The organism is Ideonella alba (assembly GCF_018069875.1).
GTDB classification, from domain to species: domain Bacteria; phylum Pseudomonadota; class Gammaproteobacteria; order Burkholderiales; family Burkholderiaceae_C; genus Ideonella; species Ideonella alba.
The window spans coordinates 173,541-190,938 of record NZ_JAGQDF010000012.1 but is presented as its reverse complement, the minus strand read 5'-3'; the positions used below and the strand labels follow the sequence as shown (position 1 = coordinate 190,938).

Annotated in this window: 18 protein-coding genes; 7 read left to right on the top strand and 11 right to left on the bottom strand. The window is 70.9% G+C overall.

The genetic code is table 11. From position 1 onward, the window contains the following. Positions 1-18: 18 nt before the first annotated feature. From KAK07_RS19415 to KAK07_RS19395, 5 genes are read left to right on the top strand one after another with little or no spacing between them, the layout of a single operon-like run. Complete coding sequence (locus KAK07_RS19415; protein WP_210862712.1) at positions 19-402, top strand: hypothetical protein; 384 nt, start codon at positions 19-21, stop codon at positions 400-402. 10 nt (positions 403-412) lie between these two features. Continuing rightward, positions 413-778: a bleomycin resistance protein gene (locus KAK07_RS19410; protein ID WP_210851650.1), complete on the top strand. Its 366-nt coding sequence runs from the start codon at positions 413-415 to the stop codon at positions 776-778. A gap of 36 nt (positions 779-814) precedes the next feature. Further along, positions 815-1,279, top strand: coding sequence for an MOSC domain-containing protein (locus KAK07_RS19405; protein WP_210862711.1), 465 nt, complete (start codon positions 815-817; stop codon positions 1,277-1,279). Further along, positions 1,276-2,166 carry an acyltransferase family protein gene (locus tag KAK07_RS19400; RefSeq protein ID WP_210862709.1) on the top strand — a complete coding sequence of 297 codons (891 nt, stop codon included), beginning with the start codon at positions 1,276-1,278 and terminating at the stop codon, positions 2,164-2,166. The genes KAK07_RS19405 and KAK07_RS19400 overlap by 4 nt, the downstream gene beginning before the upstream one ends. 40 nt (positions 2,167-2,206) lie before the next feature. Then, a complete protein-coding gene (locus tag KAK07_RS19395; protein ID WP_210851647.1) occupies positions 2,207-2,635 on the top strand; it encodes a gamma-glutamylcyclotransferase family protein in 429 nt (142 codons plus the stop codon). Positions 2,636-2,659: 24 nt separating this feature from the next. On the opposite strand, the gene KAK07_RS19390 is transcribed toward KAK07_RS19395, so the two are convergent. After that, entirely contained in the window at positions 2,660-3,586 is a 927-nt protein-coding gene (locus tag KAK07_RS19390; RefSeq protein WP_210851646.1) for a LysR family transcriptional regulator, read from the bottom strand. A 91-nt stretch (positions 3,587-3,677) separates the two neighbouring features. Here KAK07_RS19390 and aptA point away from each other — a divergent pair, with 91 nt between their 5' ends. Continuing rightward, positions 3,678-5,042 (top strand): omega-aminotransferase AptA, encoded by a 1,365-nt coding sequence (aptA, locus tag KAK07_RS19385; protein WP_210862707.1) that lies wholly within the window; start codon positions 3,678-3,680, stop codon positions 5,040-5,042. Positions 5,043-5,227: 185 nt separating this feature from the next. Here aptA and KAK07_RS19380 read toward each other — a convergent pair whose 3' ends face one another. The 5 genes from KAK07_RS19380 to KAK07_RS19360 all read right to left on the bottom strand — a co-directional run bounded on the left by KAK07_RS19380 (position 5,228) and on the right by KAK07_RS19360 (position 11,273). Continuing rightward, complete coding sequence (locus KAK07_RS19380) at positions 5,228-6,508, bottom strand: gallate dioxygenase (RefSeq protein ID WP_210862705.1); 1,281 nt, start codon at positions 6,506-6,508, stop codon at positions 5,228-5,230. A gap of 31 nt (positions 6,509-6,539) precedes the next feature. Beyond that, the gene (locus KAK07_RS19375) at positions 6,540-8,276 is read right to left on the bottom strand and encodes a tannase/feruloyl esterase family alpha/beta hydrolase (RefSeq protein WP_210862703.1); all 1,737 of its coding nucleotides are present in this window, start codon (positions 8,274-8,276) and stop codon (positions 6,540-6,542) included. 19 nt (positions 8,277-8,295) lie between these two features. After that, positions 8,296-9,624 (bottom strand): TRAP transporter large permease, encoded by a 1,329-nt coding sequence (locus tag KAK07_RS19370; protein ID WP_210862700.1) that lies wholly within the window; start codon positions 9,622-9,624, stop codon positions 8,296-8,298. After that, positions 9,621-10,178, bottom strand: coding sequence for a TRAP transporter small permease (locus KAK07_RS19365; RefSeq protein ID WP_210851641.1), 558 nt, complete (start codon positions 10,176-10,178; stop codon positions 9,621-9,623). The genes KAK07_RS19370 and KAK07_RS19365 overlap by 4 nt, the downstream gene beginning before the upstream one ends. A 63-nt stretch (positions 10,179-10,241) precedes the next feature. Beyond that, a complete protein-coding gene (locus KAK07_RS19360; RefSeq protein ID WP_210862699.1) occupies positions 10,242-11,273 on the bottom strand; it encodes a TRAP transporter substrate-binding protein in 1,032 nt (343 codons plus the stop codon). A gap of 135 nt (positions 11,274-11,408) precedes the next feature. Between KAK07_RS19360 and KAK07_RS19355 the strand changes: the two genes are divergently transcribed. Next, the gene (locus KAK07_RS19355; protein ID WP_210851639.1) at positions 11,409-12,308 is read left to right on the top strand and encodes a LysR family transcriptional regulator; all 900 of its coding nucleotides are present in this window, start codon (positions 11,409-11,411) and stop codon (positions 12,306-12,308) included. A 1-nt stretch (position 12,309) separates the two neighbouring features. On the opposite strand, the gene KAK07_RS19350 is transcribed toward KAK07_RS19355, so the two are convergent. The 5 genes from KAK07_RS19350 to KAK07_RS19330 are packed head-to-tail and all read right to left on the bottom strand — an operon-like array spanning position 12,310 to position 17,398. Further along, positions 12,310-13,224 carry a sugar phosphate isomerase/epimerase family protein gene (locus KAK07_RS19350; protein WP_210862697.1) on the bottom strand — a complete coding sequence of 305 codons (915 nt, stop codon included), beginning with the start codon at positions 13,222-13,224 and terminating at the stop codon, positions 12,310-12,312. Positions 13,225-13,236: 12 nt separating this feature from the next. Next, positions 13,237-14,118: a 4-hydroxyphenylpyruvate dioxygenase gene (locus tag KAK07_RS19345; RefSeq protein WP_210862695.1), complete on the bottom strand. Its 882-nt coding sequence runs from the start codon at positions 14,116-14,118 to the stop codon at positions 13,237-13,239. Positions 14,119-14,137: 19 nt separating this feature from the next. After that, the gene (locus KAK07_RS19340) at positions 14,138-15,037 is read right to left on the bottom strand and encodes a shikimate dehydrogenase (RefSeq protein ID WP_210862693.1); all 900 of its coding nucleotides are present in this window, start codon (positions 15,035-15,037) and stop codon (positions 14,138-14,140) included. A 33-nt stretch (positions 15,038-15,070) separates the two neighbouring features. Further along, positions 15,071-16,078: a TRAP transporter substrate-binding protein gene (locus KAK07_RS19335; protein WP_210851635.1), complete on the bottom strand. Its 1,008-nt coding sequence runs from the start codon at positions 16,076-16,078 to the stop codon at positions 15,071-15,073. Between the two features lie 39 nt (positions 16,079-16,117). After that, a complete protein-coding gene (locus KAK07_RS19330) occupies positions 16,118-17,398 on the bottom strand; it encodes a TRAP transporter large permease subunit (protein ID WP_210862691.1) in 1,281 nt (426 codons plus the stop codon).

Here is a 17,398-nt window from a genome sequence, read left to right as displayed (position 1 = left end):
CCAGACATCCTGCCTGCCATGCGCACCCTGGTTTTCACCCTCGGTAGTCTGACCCTGGCCCTGGCCGCCGCCTGGCACTTCGGCGCCCTGGCGCCGCTGATGCCGGCGCTGCGCGGCGCCGCCGCATCGCTGACAGGCACACCGACGGCCGACCCGGCCCGCCCGGCCGCCGCCACCGGGCCGGGCGGCCTGCGCAAGTGCGTGGCCGGCGAGCGGGTGCTCTACACCGACACCGCCTGTCCGCCGGGCTATGCCACCGCCACCGTGCAGGGCCATGTCAACGTGGTCGCGCCCGTCGCGCCGGTGGCGCCGGCCTCGGTGCCGGCCGCCAGGCCAGCGCCGGGCACCGCGACCGAGGGCACGCTGCGTGACCAGATGATCGACCGCGTCGTGAACCGCTGAGGAGCCACTGATGACCACCCCTGACATGTCCATTCCGGTGCTGCCCAGCCGCTCGCTGCCGCGCACGATCGCGTTCTACGAACGGCTGGGCTTCGAGGGCGAACTGCTGGCCGGTGGCACCTACGCCATCCTCACCCGCGGCGCGCTGGAGCTGCATTTCTTTCCGCACCCGGCGCTGGACCCGGCCGAGTGCTATGCGGGCGCCTACATGCGCGTGGCGGCGGTGGACCCGCTGCAGGCGGCCTTTGCGCCGCTGGGCCTGCCGACGCAGGGCATTCCGCGCCTGGTGCCGGTGGAGGACAAGCCCTGGGGCATGCGCGAGCTGGCGCTGATCGACGAGGACGGCAACCTGGTCAAGTTCGGCCAGGTGCTGTGACGCAGGCGGCCTCTTCGCACCACGCGGAGACCCCCGATGACGATTGAGCGCATCTTCACCAGCCCGGCCGCCGGCGCGCCGCAGGTGGCGCACGAACGCATCACGCTGCGTGCCGGCCGGGGCGTGCTGGGCGACCGCAACGACGGCCAGGCCGACCACCCCGGCCAGAACCTGACCCTGGTGGAGGCTGAGGAGATCGAGCGCTTCTGCGCCCAGCACGCTCGCGCGCCGGACCTGTCGATCACCCGGCGCAACCTGGTGACGCGCGGCGTGCGGCTCAACGCGCTGGTGGGGCGCACCTTCACGGTCGGCGGCGTGCGGCTGCGGGGCGTGGAGCTGTGCGAACCCTGCGCGGGCCTGGGCCAGGCCCTGGGCAGCGACACGCTGCCGCCAGCAGCGGTGGTGCGCCACTGGGTGGGGCGCGGCGGCCTGCGGGTGGATGTGCTGAGCGATGGCGAGATCCACCTGGGCGACCCGCTCGGGCCTCCGGAGGTCGGATGAGCCAGACCCTGCCGGCACGCCGGCAGGACATCGAGGCGGTGCGGGTGCTGGCCGCCTTCGGCATCGTCTGGTTCCACGCCCATGCGCCGCAACTGGCGCTGGGCTATGCGGGGCTGGTGGTGTTCCTGGTGCTGTCGGTGTGGCTGTCGGCCGGCTCGCGCCAGGGCTGGGCGGCGGTGCGCCAGCGCGCGCGGCGGCTGCTGGTGCCGTGGGTGCTGTGGTTCGTCGTCTATGGCTGGTATGTGCACACGCTGCGTCTGCCGGTGGTGGACACGCGCCACGGCATGCTGGCGGGCGTGCTGGCGGGCAGCAACATCCACCTGTGGTACCTGCCCTTCATGTTCGGCCTGCTGCTGGTGGTCGACGCGCTGCGGCGCGTCCTGCCTGCACGCGGTCTGGCGCTGGCGGCGGGCCTGCTGGCCACCGCGCTGGCCCTGGGCATTCCGCTGTGGCGCCCGCTCACGCTGGGCACGTTCTACCCCCTGCGGCAGTGGGCCGATGCGGCGCTGCCGGTGAGCTATGGACTGATGCTGCTGGGCGTGGGGGCATTGACGCCCCGGCAGCGCGCGGCGACGCTGGCCGGGCCGGTGCTGGCGGCAGCGCTGGTGGCGCCGCTGGAGAGCTTCGGCCTGACCTGCACCATCGGCCTGGGGGTGTGCGCCTGGCTGGCCTGGCGGCCGGCGCCGGCGCCGGGCGGCTGGTCGGTGCAGGGGCTGTCGGACCTGTGCATGGGCATCTACCTGGTGCACATCCTGGTGCTGGAAGCGCTGCTGCGGCGCACCCCGCTGCGCGGCGCGCTGCTGGCGGTGGCGGTGTTCGTGGTGTCGGCGCTGCTGGTGGCGGGCGGGCGGGCGCTGGCGCCGCGCTGGCGCGGGTGGTGGTCCTGAGCACCACCGGCGGGGGAGGCCGATCCGGGATACTCGGCGCATGACCCTGCTGTTTGTCTACGGAACCCTGAAGCAGGGGTTCCCGAACCACCACTTGAACACCGGCCGTCGCGTGCCGGGCGAGTACCGCACCGTGCAGCCACTGCCGCTGTATGTGGTACGCCTGCCGCAGGAGGAACGCGCCCCTTGGCTGATGCACCTGCCCGGCCAGGGCCACTGCGTCAGCGGCCAGCTGTTCGAGGTGCCGGACGATGCGCTGCCCTCGATCGACGCCTTCGAGGAGGTGGGCCTGCCCGATGGCTACGAGCGGGTGGCGTTGACGGTGGTGTCGCTGAGCGACGGCCAGCCGCTGCAGGCCTTTGCCTACCTGAAGCCCGAGCACCAGATGCACCGTTGCCTGGCGGTGGAAGGACCGTTTCCCGAGTACACGCTGGCGCTGGCCGAGGGCTACTGGATCACGCGCGGCTGAAGGCTGCCAGGCGACCCGGCATGATCAGCCGCCGTGCGCCTGCACCAGCGCCGCATGAAAGGCCGCGGCCAGCCGTGACGGCGCCGGCGAGCGCCGCTGCACCACGCTGAACTGGCAGGCGTAGTTCAGCACCTGCGGCGACACCGCCCGCAGCCGCCCCGCGCGCACGAAGGGCTCGGCGTAGTGATCGGGCAGGAAGCCCAGGTAGCGGCCCGACAGCACCAGCGTGGCCACCGCCTCCTGGTCGGACGCGGTGGCGCGGCGCTCCAGCCGGCGCGCATGGGTGAGCATCAGGTTGGGTGACTGGTAGCCCAGGCCCACCAGCGCCTCGCGGCGCAGCGCGTCCCACGATGGTGGCTTGCGCTGCGGGGCGAACCACGGGTGACCGCGGCCCGCGTAGAGGTACATGGTCTCGCCGAACAGCGGCGTGTAGTCCAGGCTCTCCGAGCGGCGGTGTTCGGGCACGATGCCCAGTTGGAAGCTGCCGTCGATCACGCCGCGCTCGATCATCGCGATCGTGCCCACGTGCATGTGCAGCGTGGCCTGTGGCGCGCGCGCCTGGAAGGCCGCCACCGCCTCGGCGATGCGCGCGTCGGGGTTGCTGGCGGTCTTCTCGAACACCGCCAGGTGCAGGTCGCCGGCCAGGCGGCGGTGGATCTCGTGCAGCTGGCCACGGAAGGCATCGGTGGCGCCCAGCAGCTGGGTGGCGGCGGCGTGCAGCTGCTCGCCCTCGGGGGTGAGCGCAAAGCCGGCGCGGCCGCGGCGGGCCAGCGTCAGGCCCAGGCGCTGCTCCAGGTCCTTCAGGTGGCGGCTGATGGTGGACAGCGCAATGCCCAGCTCGCGCTCGGCCGCCGCCAGGCCGCCGCAATCGGCCACCGCCTTGAACACGCGCAGCAGGCGCAGGTCGGCGTCACCGATCTGGCCGGGCAGCGGGGCCTCGTTCAGTTGCATGGATCGTCAAGTGACTGCGCAGAGACGCTCATTCTATTCAAGCGAGTTCTGAGGCACCATCCACGCTCTTGCGCCCCCAGGAGAGCCGCCGATGAACGCCCCCGAGATCTGGACCACCACCCACCCCGCCTCCACCGACGCCGGCTGGATGGACGCGCACTGGATGCCCTTCACCGGCAACCGCGACTTCAAGGCGAATCCGCGCCTGATCACCTCGGCCGAGGGCGTGCACTACACGATGGCCGACGGCACGAAGCTGTTCGACGGCCTCTCGGGCCTGTGGTGCTGCGGCCTGGGCCATGCGCGGCGCGAGATCGCCGAGGCCGTGGCGCGCCAGGTGAGCACGCTGGACTACTCGCCCGCGTTCCAGTTCGGGCATCCGCTGTCTTTCGAGCTGGCCAACCGCATCGTCGAGCGCATGCCCGCCGGCCTGAACCGGGTGTTCTTCACCGGCTCGGGCTCGGAGTCGGCCGACACCTCGCTGAAGATGGCGCGCGCCTACTGGCGTGCCAAGGGCCAGGCCAGCAAGACGCGGCTGATCGGCCGCATCAAGGGCTACCACGGCGTGAACTTCGGCGGCATCTCGGTGGGCGGCCTGGTGGCCAACCGCAAGACCTTTGGCCAGGGCGTCGAGGCCGACCACCTGCCCCACACCCAGCCGCCCGCCGGCAGCTTCTTCGCCGGCCAGCCGCCGGCCGAGGGCCCGCACGGCGTGGCGCTGGCCGATGAGCTGCTGAACCTGATCGCGCTGCACGACGCCAGCAACATCGCCGCGGTGATCGTCGAGCCCTTTGCCGGTTCGGCCGGCGTGATCATCCCGCCGCAGGGCTACCTGCAGCGCCTGCGCGAGATCTGCACCGCCCACAACATCCTGCTGATCTTCGACGAGGTCATCACCGGCTTCGGCCGCGCCGGCGCCTGGACCGGCGCCGAGGCCTTCGGTGTCACGCCCGACATCATCAACATCGCCAAGCAGGTGACCAATGGCGTGCAGCCGCTGGGCGCGGTGATCGCCAAGACCGAGATCTACGACACCTTCATGCAGGCGGGCGGCCCCGACTACATGCTGGAGTTCCCGCACGGCTACACCTACTCGGCCCACCCGGTGGCCTGCGCCGCCGGCGTGGCCGCGATGGACCTGCTGGCCCGCGAGGACGGCCCCGGCCGCGTGCGCGCTTTGGCGCCGCACTTCGAGCGCACGGTGCACAGCCTCAAGGGCGCAAAGCACGTGGCCGACATCCGCAACTTCGGGCTGGCCGCCGGCATCACCGTGGCCAGCGCGCCCGGCGAGCCCGCCAAGCGCCCCTACCAGGTGGCGATGCGCATGATGAAGAGGGGCTTCTACGTGCGCTACGGCGGCGACACCATCCAGCTCGCCCCGCCCTTCATCAGCACGCCGGCGCAGATCGACAGCCTGGTCAACGCATTGGGCGAGACCTTCAACGAGGTGGAGTGACCCCCGGCGGCTTCCTGCCCATGGCAGCCATTGCCCGCGGAGGTGGTTGAGGCGAGGTGGGCGAAAGGGGTCTCTCTCATGCCAGGGCCAGAGGCCCTGGCATGAGGACAAGCGAACTCCCCCTCGCCCGCCGCGCCACACCGAAGTAGTCAGACCAGCGTCCGACTAGGGCAGAGCCCTGTCCTTCATCGCTTCGCCATCGCCCGCACCTTGTCACCGCCCGCCACCGAATAGGTCATCGGCACCTTGCGGGTGGCCAGGAACTGCTCCAGCGTTTCGCCACGGAAGGCCGCGTAGACCGCGGGGTTGGGCACGCCCAGCACCGCGGCCATCTTCTCCAGCACGAAGAAGCTGACGCCGCGGCGGACCATCTCGATCCAGCGGCGCTCGCGGATCAGCGCCTGCTCCTCGGCGCTCAGGCCGTGCTCGGCGGCCAGGGCGTCGAAGTCGCTGAGGAAGCGCGCGCGGTGCGCCGGCTTCACCAGCTCGTGCAGGAAGCTGTTGAGGCGCAGGTTGGCGTGGCTGCGCTCGTGGGTGAAGGGGTAGGTGCCGGGCAAGGCACCGGCGCCGTCCAGTTCATGGCCGATGTGGGCGCGGTAGGCGGCCACCGCCGCGGGGTCGGGCTCAGCGCCCAGGTCCTCGAAGACCAGGGTGCAGATGTTGGTCACCGACGGGGCGTAGGTCTGCTTGTGCACCAGGCGCACCTGCTCGGACAGCGCGCCGCGCATGATCAGCCACATGATGACCTCGGCGCCCTCCATGCCGCCCTTGGCGGCGTACTCGGCGATGCGCATGTTCACCAGTGTGTCGGGCGAGTGCTCCAGCAGGTCCAGGAACTCGCTGTCCCAGGCCTCGTTGAGGAAGCCCGCGCGCTCGCCATGCACCTGGTGCGACAGGCCGCCAGTGGCCATCACCGCCACGCGCAGGTCCTCGGGGTAGCTCTCCACGGCCTGGCGAAGCGTCTGGCCCAGCTTCCACATGCGCCGGGCGCTGGGGATGGGCAGCTGCAGCACACCCACCTGCAGCGGCACCACCTGGCCGGGCCAGGGGCCCTGCGCGTCGGCCAGCATCGACAGCGGTGACAGCAGCCCGTGGTCGACCGGCTTGCCCTGGAAGAAGGACATGTCGAACTCGTCGGCCACCAGCGACATCGCGATGTGCCGCGCCAGCCCCAGGTGGCCGATCGCCGGCGCCACCTCGCGCGGGCCGCCGCCCTCGTCGGCCGCCACATAGCGGTCATCGATGCCCAGCGCAAAGGCCGAGTAGTGGTCGAAGAAGAACGAGGTGATGTGGTCGTTGTAGATCACGAAGATCACGTCGATCTGCTGCGCCTTCACCCAGCCGCGGATCGCGTCAAAGCCGTCAAAGATCGGCTTCCAGGCCGGGTCCTGCTGCTTGCCGGTGTCCTTGGCGTAGCCGATGGTGGGAGAGTGCGAGGCGCCGATGCCGCCAATGATGCGAGCCATGGGGGGTGTCCTGTGCAATGAGGGGTGAAGTTCAGCGTGGCGCGGGTGTGCCGAAGGGCAGGCCGGGCGGGTCGCAGACCAGGCGACCGTCGCGGGCCTGGCACTGCGCCTGGTATCCGCTGGCGAACAGCGGCGCGCCCAGCCAATCGGGGGTGGGCTCTTCCGGGCCCGGGTCGACCGGCGCGAAGTTCGCTGCCAGCGTGGGATCGCCGCCCTGGAAACGCGCCACCAGCGGGTACGGATACACCGGACGGGTGCGCGTGGTCACGCCGCTGGCCACCTGAGCGGTCATCAGGGCCTGGGGCGCCAGCCCGGTCTCTACCCAGACCATCACCGGCGTCAGCAGGTCCACCTGGTCCGGGCCGTCGCCACCGCCGCAATGGCCCACGCCGGGCAGCAGATACAGCCGGGTGAAGGCATCGGCGGCGGCCGCGCCCATCTGTTGCCGCAGCGCCTGTGCGTAGGCAATGGTGTTGGTGGCCGCGATGTGCTCGTCGCTCCAGCCATGCCACAGCAGCAGCTTGCCGCCGCGCGCCTGGAAGCGGCTCAGGTCGGGGTCCATCGCCGACAGGTAGACGGAGGTCTGCACCGTCTGCCAGAAGGCCTCGGCGGTGAAGCGCAGCTCGTCCACCGTCCAGGCGGGCAGCGCCTGGTTGAAGTGGGCCAGGTAGCGCACGAAGGGCGCGGCGGCGATCTGCTCGCTGAAGTTGAACGCGGCCTGCGGCGTGGGCGGGACGAACAGTGTCCACAGCCGCTCCGAGCCCCAGGGATGGGCGCCGGGGACTTCCAGGTAGCGGCCCTGGTCATCACGCGCGCCATCGTGCAGCGCCTGCACCGCGGCCACCGCTTCGGGGCTCAGGCAATGGGCCGGGTCCTGGCCGTCACGGCAGAGCAGGCGGCGGGGCTCGAAGGGGCAGCGCCGCGGGTCCTCGATCAGGCCATCGACCAGGCCGTCCAGCCCATCGCAGGCGTCCAGCACCGCGGCGTGCAGCATCGGCAGCTGGCCGGCCAGCAGGCGGTAGCGGCCGCTGGCGTCGCGGTTGGCGCGCACGTTCCAGGCGTGGTGGAAGCTGTTCTGCACCACCATGTTGAGCGCCGGCGCGCCGGCCACGATGCCATCAAAGTCCTGCGGGTAGCGCTGCGCCTCCATCAGCGCCTCGCGCCCGCCATCGGAGCAGCCGATGAAGTAGCGGTGGCGCGCCGGCTGGCCGTAGAAGCGCGCCACCAGCGCCTGGGCGAGCTGCGCGGTGGCGTGCACGCCGCGATAGGCAAAATCGATCTGCGCCTGCGGCTGGCCTGCTGCCCAGGCGCCGGCCGGCGTGCCGCTGCCCTGGTGGCCCATGTCGGTGGTGGCGATGGCCACATTGCCATCGCGCACCGGGACGCAGTCGGCGCCCTGGCCGGGGTCGATGCGGGCCGAGCCGCACAGGCCGCCGCAGCCGGTCTGCACATAGCGCTGCGTCCAGCCCTGGGTGGGCAGGCGCAGCACAAAGCCGATGGCCGGCGCGATGCGGCCGCGCACCTCGCAGTACGGCGCTGCGCCAGCCACCACCACGGTGGCGGCGCTGATCTCGACGGCGCCGTCGGTCACGCCGTCCAGCCGCAGCGCGGCCAGGTCTGCGCAGGCCATGACCGGCGGCAGCGCCGGCAGCGGGGCCAGACCGGTGGGCGCGGTGTCGGCCCGGGCGGGAACGGCACCCGCCAGCACCAGGGCCGCGACCACGCCACAGCGCAGCCAGGAATGGAACCGCAGCGCGAACAGCGACATGGCAGGTCTCCTCGCGGCCTCAGCCGCCCAGGGTGTTCACCAGCACCAGCGAGATCGCCGGAAAGCTCAGCAGCAGCACGATGCGCAGCAGGTCCGAGGCCAGGAAGGGCATCACGCCCTTGAAGGTCTCGACCAGCGGCACGTCCCTGGCCAGCCGGTTGATGATGAAGACGTTCATGCCCACCGGCGGATGCACCAGGCCGATCTCCACCACCATCAGCGCCAGGATGCCGAACCAGATGCTCTTGTCGGTGGCGCCCAGGCCGTGGAACTCCAGGCCCATGACCATCGGGTAGAAGATCGGGATGGTCAGCAGGATCATCGCCAGCGAGTCCATCACGCAGCCCAGCCCGATGTAGATCACCAGGATCGCCACCATCACCACCATCGGGTGCAGGCCGCTGTCCTTGACCCAGGCGGCCAGCTCCACCGGCATCTGGCTCAGCGCCAGCGCGGTGTTGAGCATGTCGGCGCCCAGCAGCACCAGGAAGATCATCGCCGTGGCCTGGGCGGTGCCCAGCGCGCTGTCCACCAGGCCCTTCAGGCGCATGCCGCCGGTGGCCACGGCCAGGACGCCGCAGGCCGCGGCGCCGATCGCCGCCGCTTCGGTCGGGTTGGCCCAGCCGCCGTAGATGCCGATGATCACCACCGCGAACACGCCCAGCACCGGCAGCACCTGGGCCAGCGCCTTGAGCCGCTCGGGCCAGGGCACGCGCGGGCCGGCGGGGCCGGCCTCGGGGCGCAGCGTGACGATGATCTTCACGACGACCATGTAGCCGACCATCGCGATCAGGCCCGGCAGCACCGCCGCCATGAACAGCTTGCCGATGGATTCCTGCGTCAGGATGGCGTAGATCACCAGCGGCACCGACGGCGGAATCATGATGCCCAGCGTGCCGCCGGCCGCCAGCGCGCCGGTGGCCAGCGCCCCCGAGTAGCCGTAGCGGCGCAGCTCGGGCAGCGCCACCTGGCCCATCGTGGCCGCGGTGGCCAGCGAGGAGCCGCAGATCGCGCCGAAGCCCGCGCAGGCGCCGATCGAGGCCATCGCGATGCCCCCCTTCAGATGCCCCATGAAGGCGGCGACGAAGCGGAACAGCGCCGCGCTCAGGCCGCCGTGGGTGGCGAACTGGCCCATCAGCAGGAACATCGGGATGACGATCAGGTCGTAGTTCGACAGCCGCGCATAACCCACGTTCTTCCACACGCTCAGCAGCGGGGTGAGGCTGCCGCTCAGCCAGGCATAACCCAGCGAGCCCATCGTGAACATCGCCACGCCGATCGGCACCCGCAGGGCCAGCAGGCCCATCAGCAGCGCGAAGATCCACAGCCCGGTGGCGATGCCGCTCATGGCGTCACCTCCTGCACCGCGCCCACCGCCGGGCTGCGCAGGTGCGCGCCCACCATGTACAACCCGGCCAGCGCCATCAGCACGAAGCCGGGGATCATCAGCGCCTGCGCCAGCCAGATCGGCCAGCCCAGGATGATGCTGGTCTCGCCCGAGTCCTTCATCGCCAGCATGCCCGCGGTGCCGCGCCAGGCCAGCGCGGCGCCCATCAGGCCGAACAGCAGCGAGCCCAGCGCGTCCAGCGCATGGATGGTGCGGGCCGAGGCCTTGGCGGTGAAGAAGTCGACCTTCACATCGCCGCCGATCAGGTGGCAGTAGGCGAAGAAGCAGGCGCAGGCGAAGGCGGCGCTCATCTGCAGCAGCTCCACATCGCCCGGCACCGGCGCCGCGGCCAGTTTGCGGCCGACGATGCTGACGATGCTCATCGCCACCAGCACCACGAAGACCAGGCCGCCCGCCATGGCCAGCGCCTTGGACAGGGCCAGCAGCCGGTAGCCCAGCGGGCCGAAGCCAGGCAGGGTGCCCGCGACACGGGCCCCTGGAAGAGGTTCGTTCATCAGAGGTCTCCCAGGCGCACCGCCTCCCGGCGGGCGCCATCACATCAGGGGATCAGTGCCGGCTCACTGGCCAGCCTGGTACTTGGCGATCAGCGCGCGCGCAGCGTCATGGAGCTGCTTGCCGTTCGCGCCCTTGGCGTTGACGTCGGCGATCCAGCCGTCCACCACCGGCTGCCCGGCCTTCTTCCAGGCCGCCAGTTCCGAGGCCGGGATCACGTTGGTGGTGTTCTTGGCGGTGAGCTTCTTGCCCTCGGCATCGGCCGCCAGGAAGACCTTGCCGATCTGGCCCGACAGCGCCAGGCCGCTGTTGGCGTCGATCACCTTCTTCAGATCGGGCGACAGGCTGGCGTACCGGTCCTTGTTCATCACGAACAGGAAGGTCGCGGTGTAGAGCGCGGGCTCGGCCGGGTCGGTCTCGGAGTGGAACTTGACGATCTCCTGGATCTTCACCGACGGCACCACCTCGTAGGGCACCACCGCGCCGTCGATCACGCCCTTGGACAGCGCCTCGCTGACCTGCGGCACCGGCATCGCCACCGGCGTGGCGCCCAGCGCGGCCAGGAAGCGGTTGGTCTGGCGGGTGGGGGCGCGCACCTTCAGGCCCTTGAGGTCGGCCATGCTGCGGATCGGCTTGTCGCGCATGTGGAACACGCCGTCGCCGTGCACATGGAAGGCGATCGGCTTGACGTCCTTGAACTCGGCCGCCGCGTAGGTGTTCGCGTACTCCCACAGCGCCTTGCTGGTGGCCTCGGGGCTTTGCATCATGAAAGGCAGCTCGAAGACCTCCATCAGCGGGAAGCGGCCGGCGGTGTAGCCCGACAGCGTCCAGACCACGTCGGCCACGCCGTCCTTGACCTGATCGACCAGCTGCGCCGGGGTGCCGCCCAGTTGCATCGACGGGTAGATCTGGCACTTCAGCTTGCCGGCCGAGTCCTTGGCGATCTTGTCGCACCAGGGCTGGATGAACTGCTGCTGGGCGTAGGAACCGGCCGGCAGGAAGTGGTGCACCTTCAGCACCACGGCGTCCTGCGCCAAGGAGGGTGTGGACAGCACGGCGGCGGTGGCCAGCACGAGCAGGCGGTGGACGGTCTTCAAGGGCTTGTCTCCGGTCTGGGTGAAAACATCTGGTGTTGATCCAGCGCAAATCGCGGCCGCAGTCTAGGAATCCGCCCCCAGGCACCGGAAGATGCCGCCGGGCTTGGCGCGATAACGATTGGTTATCATCCGGCCATGAAGCTCAGCGCCCTGCAGGCCCTGGTGGCCGCGGTTGACGAGGGCAGCCTGCGCGCCGCCGCGCGCCGGCTGGGCCTGACGCAGCCGGCACTGACCAAGCAGGTGCGCGAGCTCGAGCGCGAGCTGGGCGCGCCGCTGCTGGAGCGCAGCACCACCGGCGTCACGCCCACCGCGCAGGGGCGCATCCTGCATGCGCGGGCCAAGGCCGCGGTGTGGGAGCTGGACGAGGCGGTGCAGCAGATCGGCCAGATGGGTGGCCGCATGGTCGGCCAGCTGGCCGTGGGTGCGGTGCCGCTGGCGCTGCTGCTGCTGATCCCTGAGGCGGTACGCACCTACAGCCGCGCCTTCCCGGCGATGATGCTGCAGCTGCGCGAGGAGCTCTACATCGGCCAGCTCGAGCTGCTGCGCCAGCGCCAGGTGGACCTGGTGGTGGGCCCGATCCCCGACGACCTGCCACCCGGCGAGTGCCAGGTCGAGCCGCTGATGCCCATCGAGATGGCGGTGGTGGTGGGCCGCGGCAACCCCAAGGCGCGCGCCCGCTCACTGCGCGAGCTGCAGGACTCGCGCTGGGTCTACACCAGCCTGAGCGGCCAGTCGGGCTACGCCAAGCTGCTGTTCGAGCGCCACGGCCTGCAGCCGCCGGCGCCGGCGGCGGTGGTCAACTCCACGCTGGGCCTGCTGTCGCTGATCAGCCATGGCGATTGCGTGGGGCTGATGCCGCTGCCGATCGCCCACCACCCCGCGGCCGCACCGTTCATGCAGGTGCTGAAGCTGCGCGAAGGCCCGCTGCCGCTGACGCTGGGCGCCATCGCGCTGAGCAGCGTGGCCGTCAAGCCGGCGGTGCAGCAGTTCATCAACCACCTGCACCGCGCGGCGGCGCAGGTGGGCGCGGCCTGAGTCAGGCGCGCGCGCCCCAGCGCAGCGCGCCGGGCAGCGGCACCGCACGGCGCAGCACGTCCTCGGCCAGCCAGCGTGCGCTGGCGCGGGCCCGCTCGGCGACAAAGGGCAGCGGCAGCTGCTGGTAGTCGTCGTTGAAGACCTCGAAGCTGTAGTCGCCGCGGTAGCCCATCGCCCCCAGGCGGCGCACCAGTTCCCCCAGCACCTCGGAGTGCACGCCCTCGCCCGGGAAGACGCGGAAGTGGCGCGCGGTCTCCAGCCGTTCCTCGGGCGTGCGGGTTTCCTGCCACAGGAAATCGGACAGCTGCACCAGGAAGATCTTCGCCGGGTCGATCTCCTCCAGGAGGTCCAGGGCGGTGGCCGTGGCCAGGAGGTGGTACGAGTCGATGCCGATGCCCAGGTTGGGCATGTCGGCGCGCGCCACCGCCTCCCAGGCCTGGTGCACCTCGCTCAGGTGACGGCCCCAGGACAGCGCCTCGAAGGCCACGCGCAGGCCATGCGGCAGCGCCAGCATCGCCAGCTGGCGCAGGTCGCGTGCGATGTGGTCGGCGTCGTCCGACGCGTGGCGCGAGGTGGAGCTGCAGGCCAGCAGCACGCGCGCACCCAGCGCGCGCGCCATCAGCACCATCTGCTGGGCGATGTCGACCTTGTAGCCGTGCAGGTGGCCGGACAGCCCCTCGAAGTCGCGCAGCACCTGGAAGCCGGTGACGCGCAGGCCCGAGGCCCGCACCGCGGCCACCGCCGCGTCCACGCCCTGCGGGTGGCCGACGATGTCGCGCGCGGACAGCATCACCTGGGTGAAGCCGGCCGCCTTCATCGCCGCCAGCTTGGCCTCCAGCGGGCCGGCCAGCGTGATCGTGTCCATGCCGAAGTCGGCGATGCGGGCGTCGGCGGCCTGGCGCAGCAGGGTCTTCATCGCGGCCTTTCGTCAGCGCGGGTCGCGCACGAACTCGAAGCTCGGGCCGGTGTCCGACGGGCGGGTCACCGCGCCGGCACGATCGGTGCGTACACCGCCGCTGGATTCGACGAACTCCACGCCGCGCGCCTTCAGCGCGGCCACGGTGGCCAGCACATCGGGCGTGGCGAAGGCGATGCGCTCGAGCATTTCCTCGGTGTCGACGTCGACCGCATCGATCGCCGGCTCGATCAGCTGCCAGTGCAGCGTGCCGCAGGGACTGGCCAGGATGCGGCCCTGGGTCAGCACGCCGAATTGGGCCTCGGGCGGCAGCTCGGCAAAGCCCAGCAGCTCGGCGTAGAAGGCCGACCAGTCGGCCAGGCGCTCGAAGCCGATGTACTGGACCACGCCGAACAGCTTCATGTCGCCCAGCGCCGGGGGCCGTGGGTCGACGCCGTGGATGGGCACGAAGTCCACGTCATAGATCGAGAACTCGCCCACCCGGTCGACGAAGTACAGGCGGCTGTCGCCGACACCATGGATCGCCGGGATGTTCAGCTCCATCACCTCCACCTGCGTGGGCACCGCCCAGGCGCCGCGCTCCAGCGCCCGCCGGTAGGCGCTGGCGGCGTCGCGCACACGCAGCGCCACCGCGGCGATGCGGGCGCGATCGGGCAGGGGCGGCGCCTCGGGCGGACGGTGCGCATTGACGACGATGTTCATGTCGCCCTGGCGGTACAGCAGCACCTCGCGCGAGCGGTGGCGGGCCACCGGGCGAAAGCCCAGGCGCTCCAGGCTGTGGCCCAGCGTCTGCGGGCGCGCGGTGCTGTACTCGATGAACTCGACGCCCAGCAGGCCCATCGGGTTGGGCAGCTCGCCCAGGGCCTCGCGGTCGGGGGTGGCGGTGGTTGGCATGGTCACCTCGGCAGCGGCATCAGCATTCGCCGCGCTGGCGCAGCGCGACCAACTGGCGGAAATGGTGTTCCACGCGGTCGGCATCGGCGGTCAGTCCGGTGAACAGCTCGAAGGCACCCAGTGCCTGGCCCACCGCCATGCCGCCGCCGTCGGACACGGCGCAGCCGCGGGCGCGCGCTTCGCGCAGCAGCGCGGTCTCAAGCGGGAAATACACCACCTCCGAGACCCACAGGCCGGCATGCAGCAGGCCCGCGTCCAGTGGCAGACCGGGCAGCTTGGCCATGCCGGTGGGCGTGGCGTGGATCAGGCCCGTGGCCCCCTGCAGCGCCTGGGCCGCGTCGGCGGCCGCGCGGGCGCGCGGGCCCAGCTCGGCCGCCAGCGCGGCGGCGCGGGCCGGGTCGGCGTCAACGATGCGCAGCTCGTCCGCCCCCAGCCGCAGCACCGCATGGGCGATGGCCGCACCGGCGCCACCGGCGCCCAGCAGCGCCACGGCGCCCAGGTCGGCCTGGGGCAGCGCGCGGCGAAAACCCCGGGCCCAGCCCGAGCCGTCGGTGTTGTGGCCGATCAGGCGGCCGTCGCGGATCACCACGGTGTTGACCGCGCCCATCTCGCGCGCCTCGTCGGACAGCTCGTCCAGGTGCGGAATCACCGCCTGCTTGCAGGGGTAGGTGATGTTCAGGCCGCCAAAGCCGATCGCCCGCACGGCGCTGAGCAGCCAGGGCAGATCGGCGGCGCTGCCGCCAAAGCGGTCGAGGTCGATCAGCTGGTAGTGCAGGCGCAGCCCGTGGTGCCCCGCCTCCTGCTGGTGCAGGGCCGGGGTCAGCGACTGGCCGATGCCGCTGCCGATCAGGCCCAGCAGGCCTTGCGGCGTGGCCGGGGTGAGCAGCGTCAGCGCCGGGTCCGAGACCGTGGCGTTCATCGTGGTGACTCCTTGCGTCCTGGCGCGGACGGCTTACTTGCGCAGCTTGGCCAGCTCGGCCTGCAGTTCGGCCACGGTGGCGGCGATGGCCGCGCCGTGCTTCTCGACCACCGGCTTGAGCTTGTCGCGCAGCTTGGCCTGCTCGGCCGGCGAGAGTTCGCTGACCGTCATGCCGGCGCGCTTGAGTTCGTCCAGATCGTCGGCCGACTTGTCGCGGTTGACCTTGCGCTGGAACGCCGAGGCCTCGACGGCGGCGTCCTTGATCAGCTTGCGGTCGGCGTCGGTCAGGCTGTCCCAGACCTTGCGGCTCATGATCAGCGACTGCGGGTTGTACTGGTGGTTGGTGACCGTCAGGTACTTCTGCACCTCGTAGAACTTGTTGGCCAGGATGACCGACAGCGGGTTCTCCTGGCCGTCGATCGCCTTCTGCTCCAGGCCGGCGTAGACCTCGGGGAAGGCCATCGGCGTGGGGTTGGCGCCCAGCGCCTTGACCCAGTCGATGTTGATCGCGTTGGGAATGACGCGCAGCTTCAGGCCGGCGATGTCATCGACCGTGCTGATCGCCTTGCGGCTGTTGGTGATGTTGCGAAAGCCCAGCTCGACGAAGGCCAGGCCAACGATGCCCTTGTCCAGCAGGCGCGCATGCAGCTTCTGGCCGAAGGGGCCGTCGACCACCGCGTCGGCCTCCTTGGCGTTGGCGAACATGAAGGGGAAGTCGAAGACCTCGAAGTCCTTGATTTGCGAGGCCAGGATGCCCGAGTTGAGCTGCACGAAGTCGATCGTGCCGCCCTGCAGCGCCGACACGTTGGGCGCGTCGCCGCCCAGCGTGCCGCCGGGGAAGACACTGACCTTGAAGCGGCCACCACTCCTGGCAGCCACCAGCTCGGCGAACTTGCTGGCGCCGATCTCCAGCGGGTGGCCCTTGGGGTTCTGCAGCGCCAGCTTGAAGGTGCGCTCCTGCGCCTGGGCGGGCAGCAGCGCGGTGCACAGGCTGGCGGCGGCCAGGGCAAGGCCGAGCGCGCGGCGGGTCAGTCGGGTCATGGCAGGTCTCCGGGTGTTGTTGGGGGGGGAACGGGGGCGTCAGTGGCTGAACCAGCGGGCCGGCAAGGTGACCAGTTCGGGCACCAGCACCATCAGGAACATCACCGCGAACTGCGCCAGCATGAAGGGCAGCACGCCGCGGGTGACGTCATCCATCTTCATCTTGCCGACGCCGGCCACCACGTTGAGCACGGTGCCCACGGGCGGCGTGATCAGGCCGATCGCGTTGTTGATGATGAACAGCACGCCGAAGTAGACCGGGTCGATGCCCGCGGCCTTGATCACCGGCATCAGCACCGGGGTCATGATCAGGATCGTGGGCGTCATGTCCATCGCCGTGCCCACCGCCATCACCAGCACCATGATGGCGATCAGCAGCAGGGTCTGGTTGCCCATGAAGGGCTCGAGCAGCGCGATCATCTTGCTGGGGATGTCGGCCACGGTGATCAGCCAGGCGCTGACCATGGCGGCGGCCACCAGCAGCATGATCACCGAGGTGGTCTTGGCCGCGGCCACGAAGACCTCGTGCAGCTGCTTCCACTTCAGTTCGCGGTAGACCAGGGTGGACACCAGCAGCGCGTAGACCGCCGCCACCACCGCCGCCTCGGTGGGCGTGAACACGCCCATCTTCAGGCCGACCACCACGATCACCGGCAGCACCAGGGCCCAGGTCGATTCCTTCAGCGCGTGCAGGCGCTGGGCTAGCGTGGCCTTGGGCGGCGGCGTGATGTTCTCGCGCTTGGCCACCCACCACCACGCCGCAGCGATCGCCAGGCCCATCAGCAGGCCCGGCACGATGCCGGCGAGGAACAGCTTGGAGATCGACACGCCACCGGCCACGCCGAAGACGACGAAGCCGATCGACGGCGGGATCACCGGCGCGATGATGCCGGCCGAGGCGATCAGGCCGCCGGCGCGCGCCTTGTCGTGGCCCGCGGCCACCATCATCGGCAGCAGCAGCGAGGCCAGCGCGGCGGTGTCGGCGACCGCCGAGCCCGACAGCGCCGCCAGCAGGCAGGCGGCGACGATGGCCACGAAGCCCAGGCCGCCGCGCAGGTGGCCCACCAGTGTCAGCGCCAGATGGACGATGCGGCGCGACAGGCCGCCGACGTTCATGATCTCGCCGGCCAGCATGAAGAAGGGCACGGCCAGCAGCGGGAAGCTGTCGGCGCCGTTGACGGTGTTCTGCGCCAGGATCTGCGCGTCGAACATGTCGAGGTGCAGCATCAGGGCCACGCCCGACAGCAGCAGCGCGTAGGCGATGGGCACGCCCAGGGCCATCACGGCCAGCAGTGATCCCAGGAAGATGAAGACGGTCAT

What these genes read in the sequence shown, in the direction of transcription:
- KAK07_RS19415 (WP_210862712.1), top strand. Translation starts at nt 19, where the DNA reads ATGCGCACCCTGGTTTTCACCCTCGGTAGTCTGACCCTGGCCCTGGCC.
- KAK07_RS19410 (WP_210851650.1), top strand. Translation starts at nt 413, where the DNA reads ATGACCACCCCTGACATGTCCATTCCGGTGCTGCCCAGCCGCTCGCTG.
- KAK07_RS19405 (WP_210862711.1), top strand. Translation starts at nt 815, where the DNA reads ATGACGATTGAGCGCATCTTCACCAGCCCGGCCGCCGGCGCGCCGCAG.
- KAK07_RS19400 (WP_210862709.1), top strand. Translation starts at nt 1,276, where the DNA reads ATGAGCCAGACCCTGCCGGCACGCCGGCAGGACATCGAGGCGGTGCGG.
- KAK07_RS19395 (WP_210851647.1), top strand. Translation starts at nt 2,207, where the DNA reads ATGACCCTGCTGTTTGTCTACGGAACCCTGAAGCAGGGGTTCCCGAAC.
- KAK07_RS19390 (WP_210851646.1), bottom strand. Translation starts at nt 3,586, where the DNA reads ATGCAACTGAACGAGGCCCCGCTGCCCGGCCAGATCGGTGACGCCGAC.
- aptA (WP_210862707.1), top strand. Translation starts at nt 3,678, where the DNA reads ATGAACGCCCCCGAGATCTGGACCACCACCCACCCCGCCTCCACCGAC.
- KAK07_RS19380 (WP_210862705.1), bottom strand. Translation starts at nt 6,508, where the DNA reads ATGGCTCGCATCATTGGCGGCATCGGCGCCTCGCACTCTCCCACCATC.
- KAK07_RS19375 (WP_210862703.1), bottom strand. Translation starts at nt 8,276, where the DNA reads ATGTCGCTGTTCGCGCTGCGGTTCCATTCCTGGCTGCGCTGTGGCGTG.
- KAK07_RS19370 (WP_210862700.1), bottom strand. Translation starts at nt 9,624, where the DNA reads ATGAGCGGCATCGCCACCGGGCTGTGGATCTTCGCGCTGCTGATGGGC.
- KAK07_RS19365 (WP_210851641.1), bottom strand. Translation starts at nt 10,178, where the DNA reads ATGAACGAACCTCTTCCAGGGGCCCGTGTCGCGGGCACCCTGCCTGGC.
- KAK07_RS19355 (WP_210851639.1), top strand. Translation starts at nt 11,409, where the DNA reads ATGAAGCTCAGCGCCCTGCAGGCCCTGGTGGCCGCGGTTGACGAGGGC.
- KAK07_RS19350 (WP_210862697.1), bottom strand. Translation starts at nt 13,224, where the DNA reads ATGAAGACCCTGCTGCGCCAGGCCGCCGACGCCCGCATCGCCGACTTC.
- KAK07_RS19345 (WP_210862695.1), bottom strand. Translation starts at nt 14,118, where the DNA reads ATGCCAACCACCGCCACCCCCGACCGCGAGGCCCTGGGCGAGCTGCCC.
- KAK07_RS19340 (WP_210862693.1), bottom strand. Translation starts at nt 15,037, where the DNA reads ATGAACGCCACGGTCTCGGACCCGGCGCTGACGCTGCTCACCCCGGCC.
- KAK07_RS19335 (WP_210851635.1), bottom strand. Translation starts at nt 16,078, where the DNA reads ATGACCCGACTGACCCGCCGCGCGCTCGGCCTTGCCCTGGCCGCCGCC.
- KAK07_RS19330 (WP_210862691.1), bottom strand. Translation starts at nt 17,398, where the DNA reads ATGACCGTCTTCATCTTCCTGGGATCACTGCTGGCCGTGATGGCCCTG.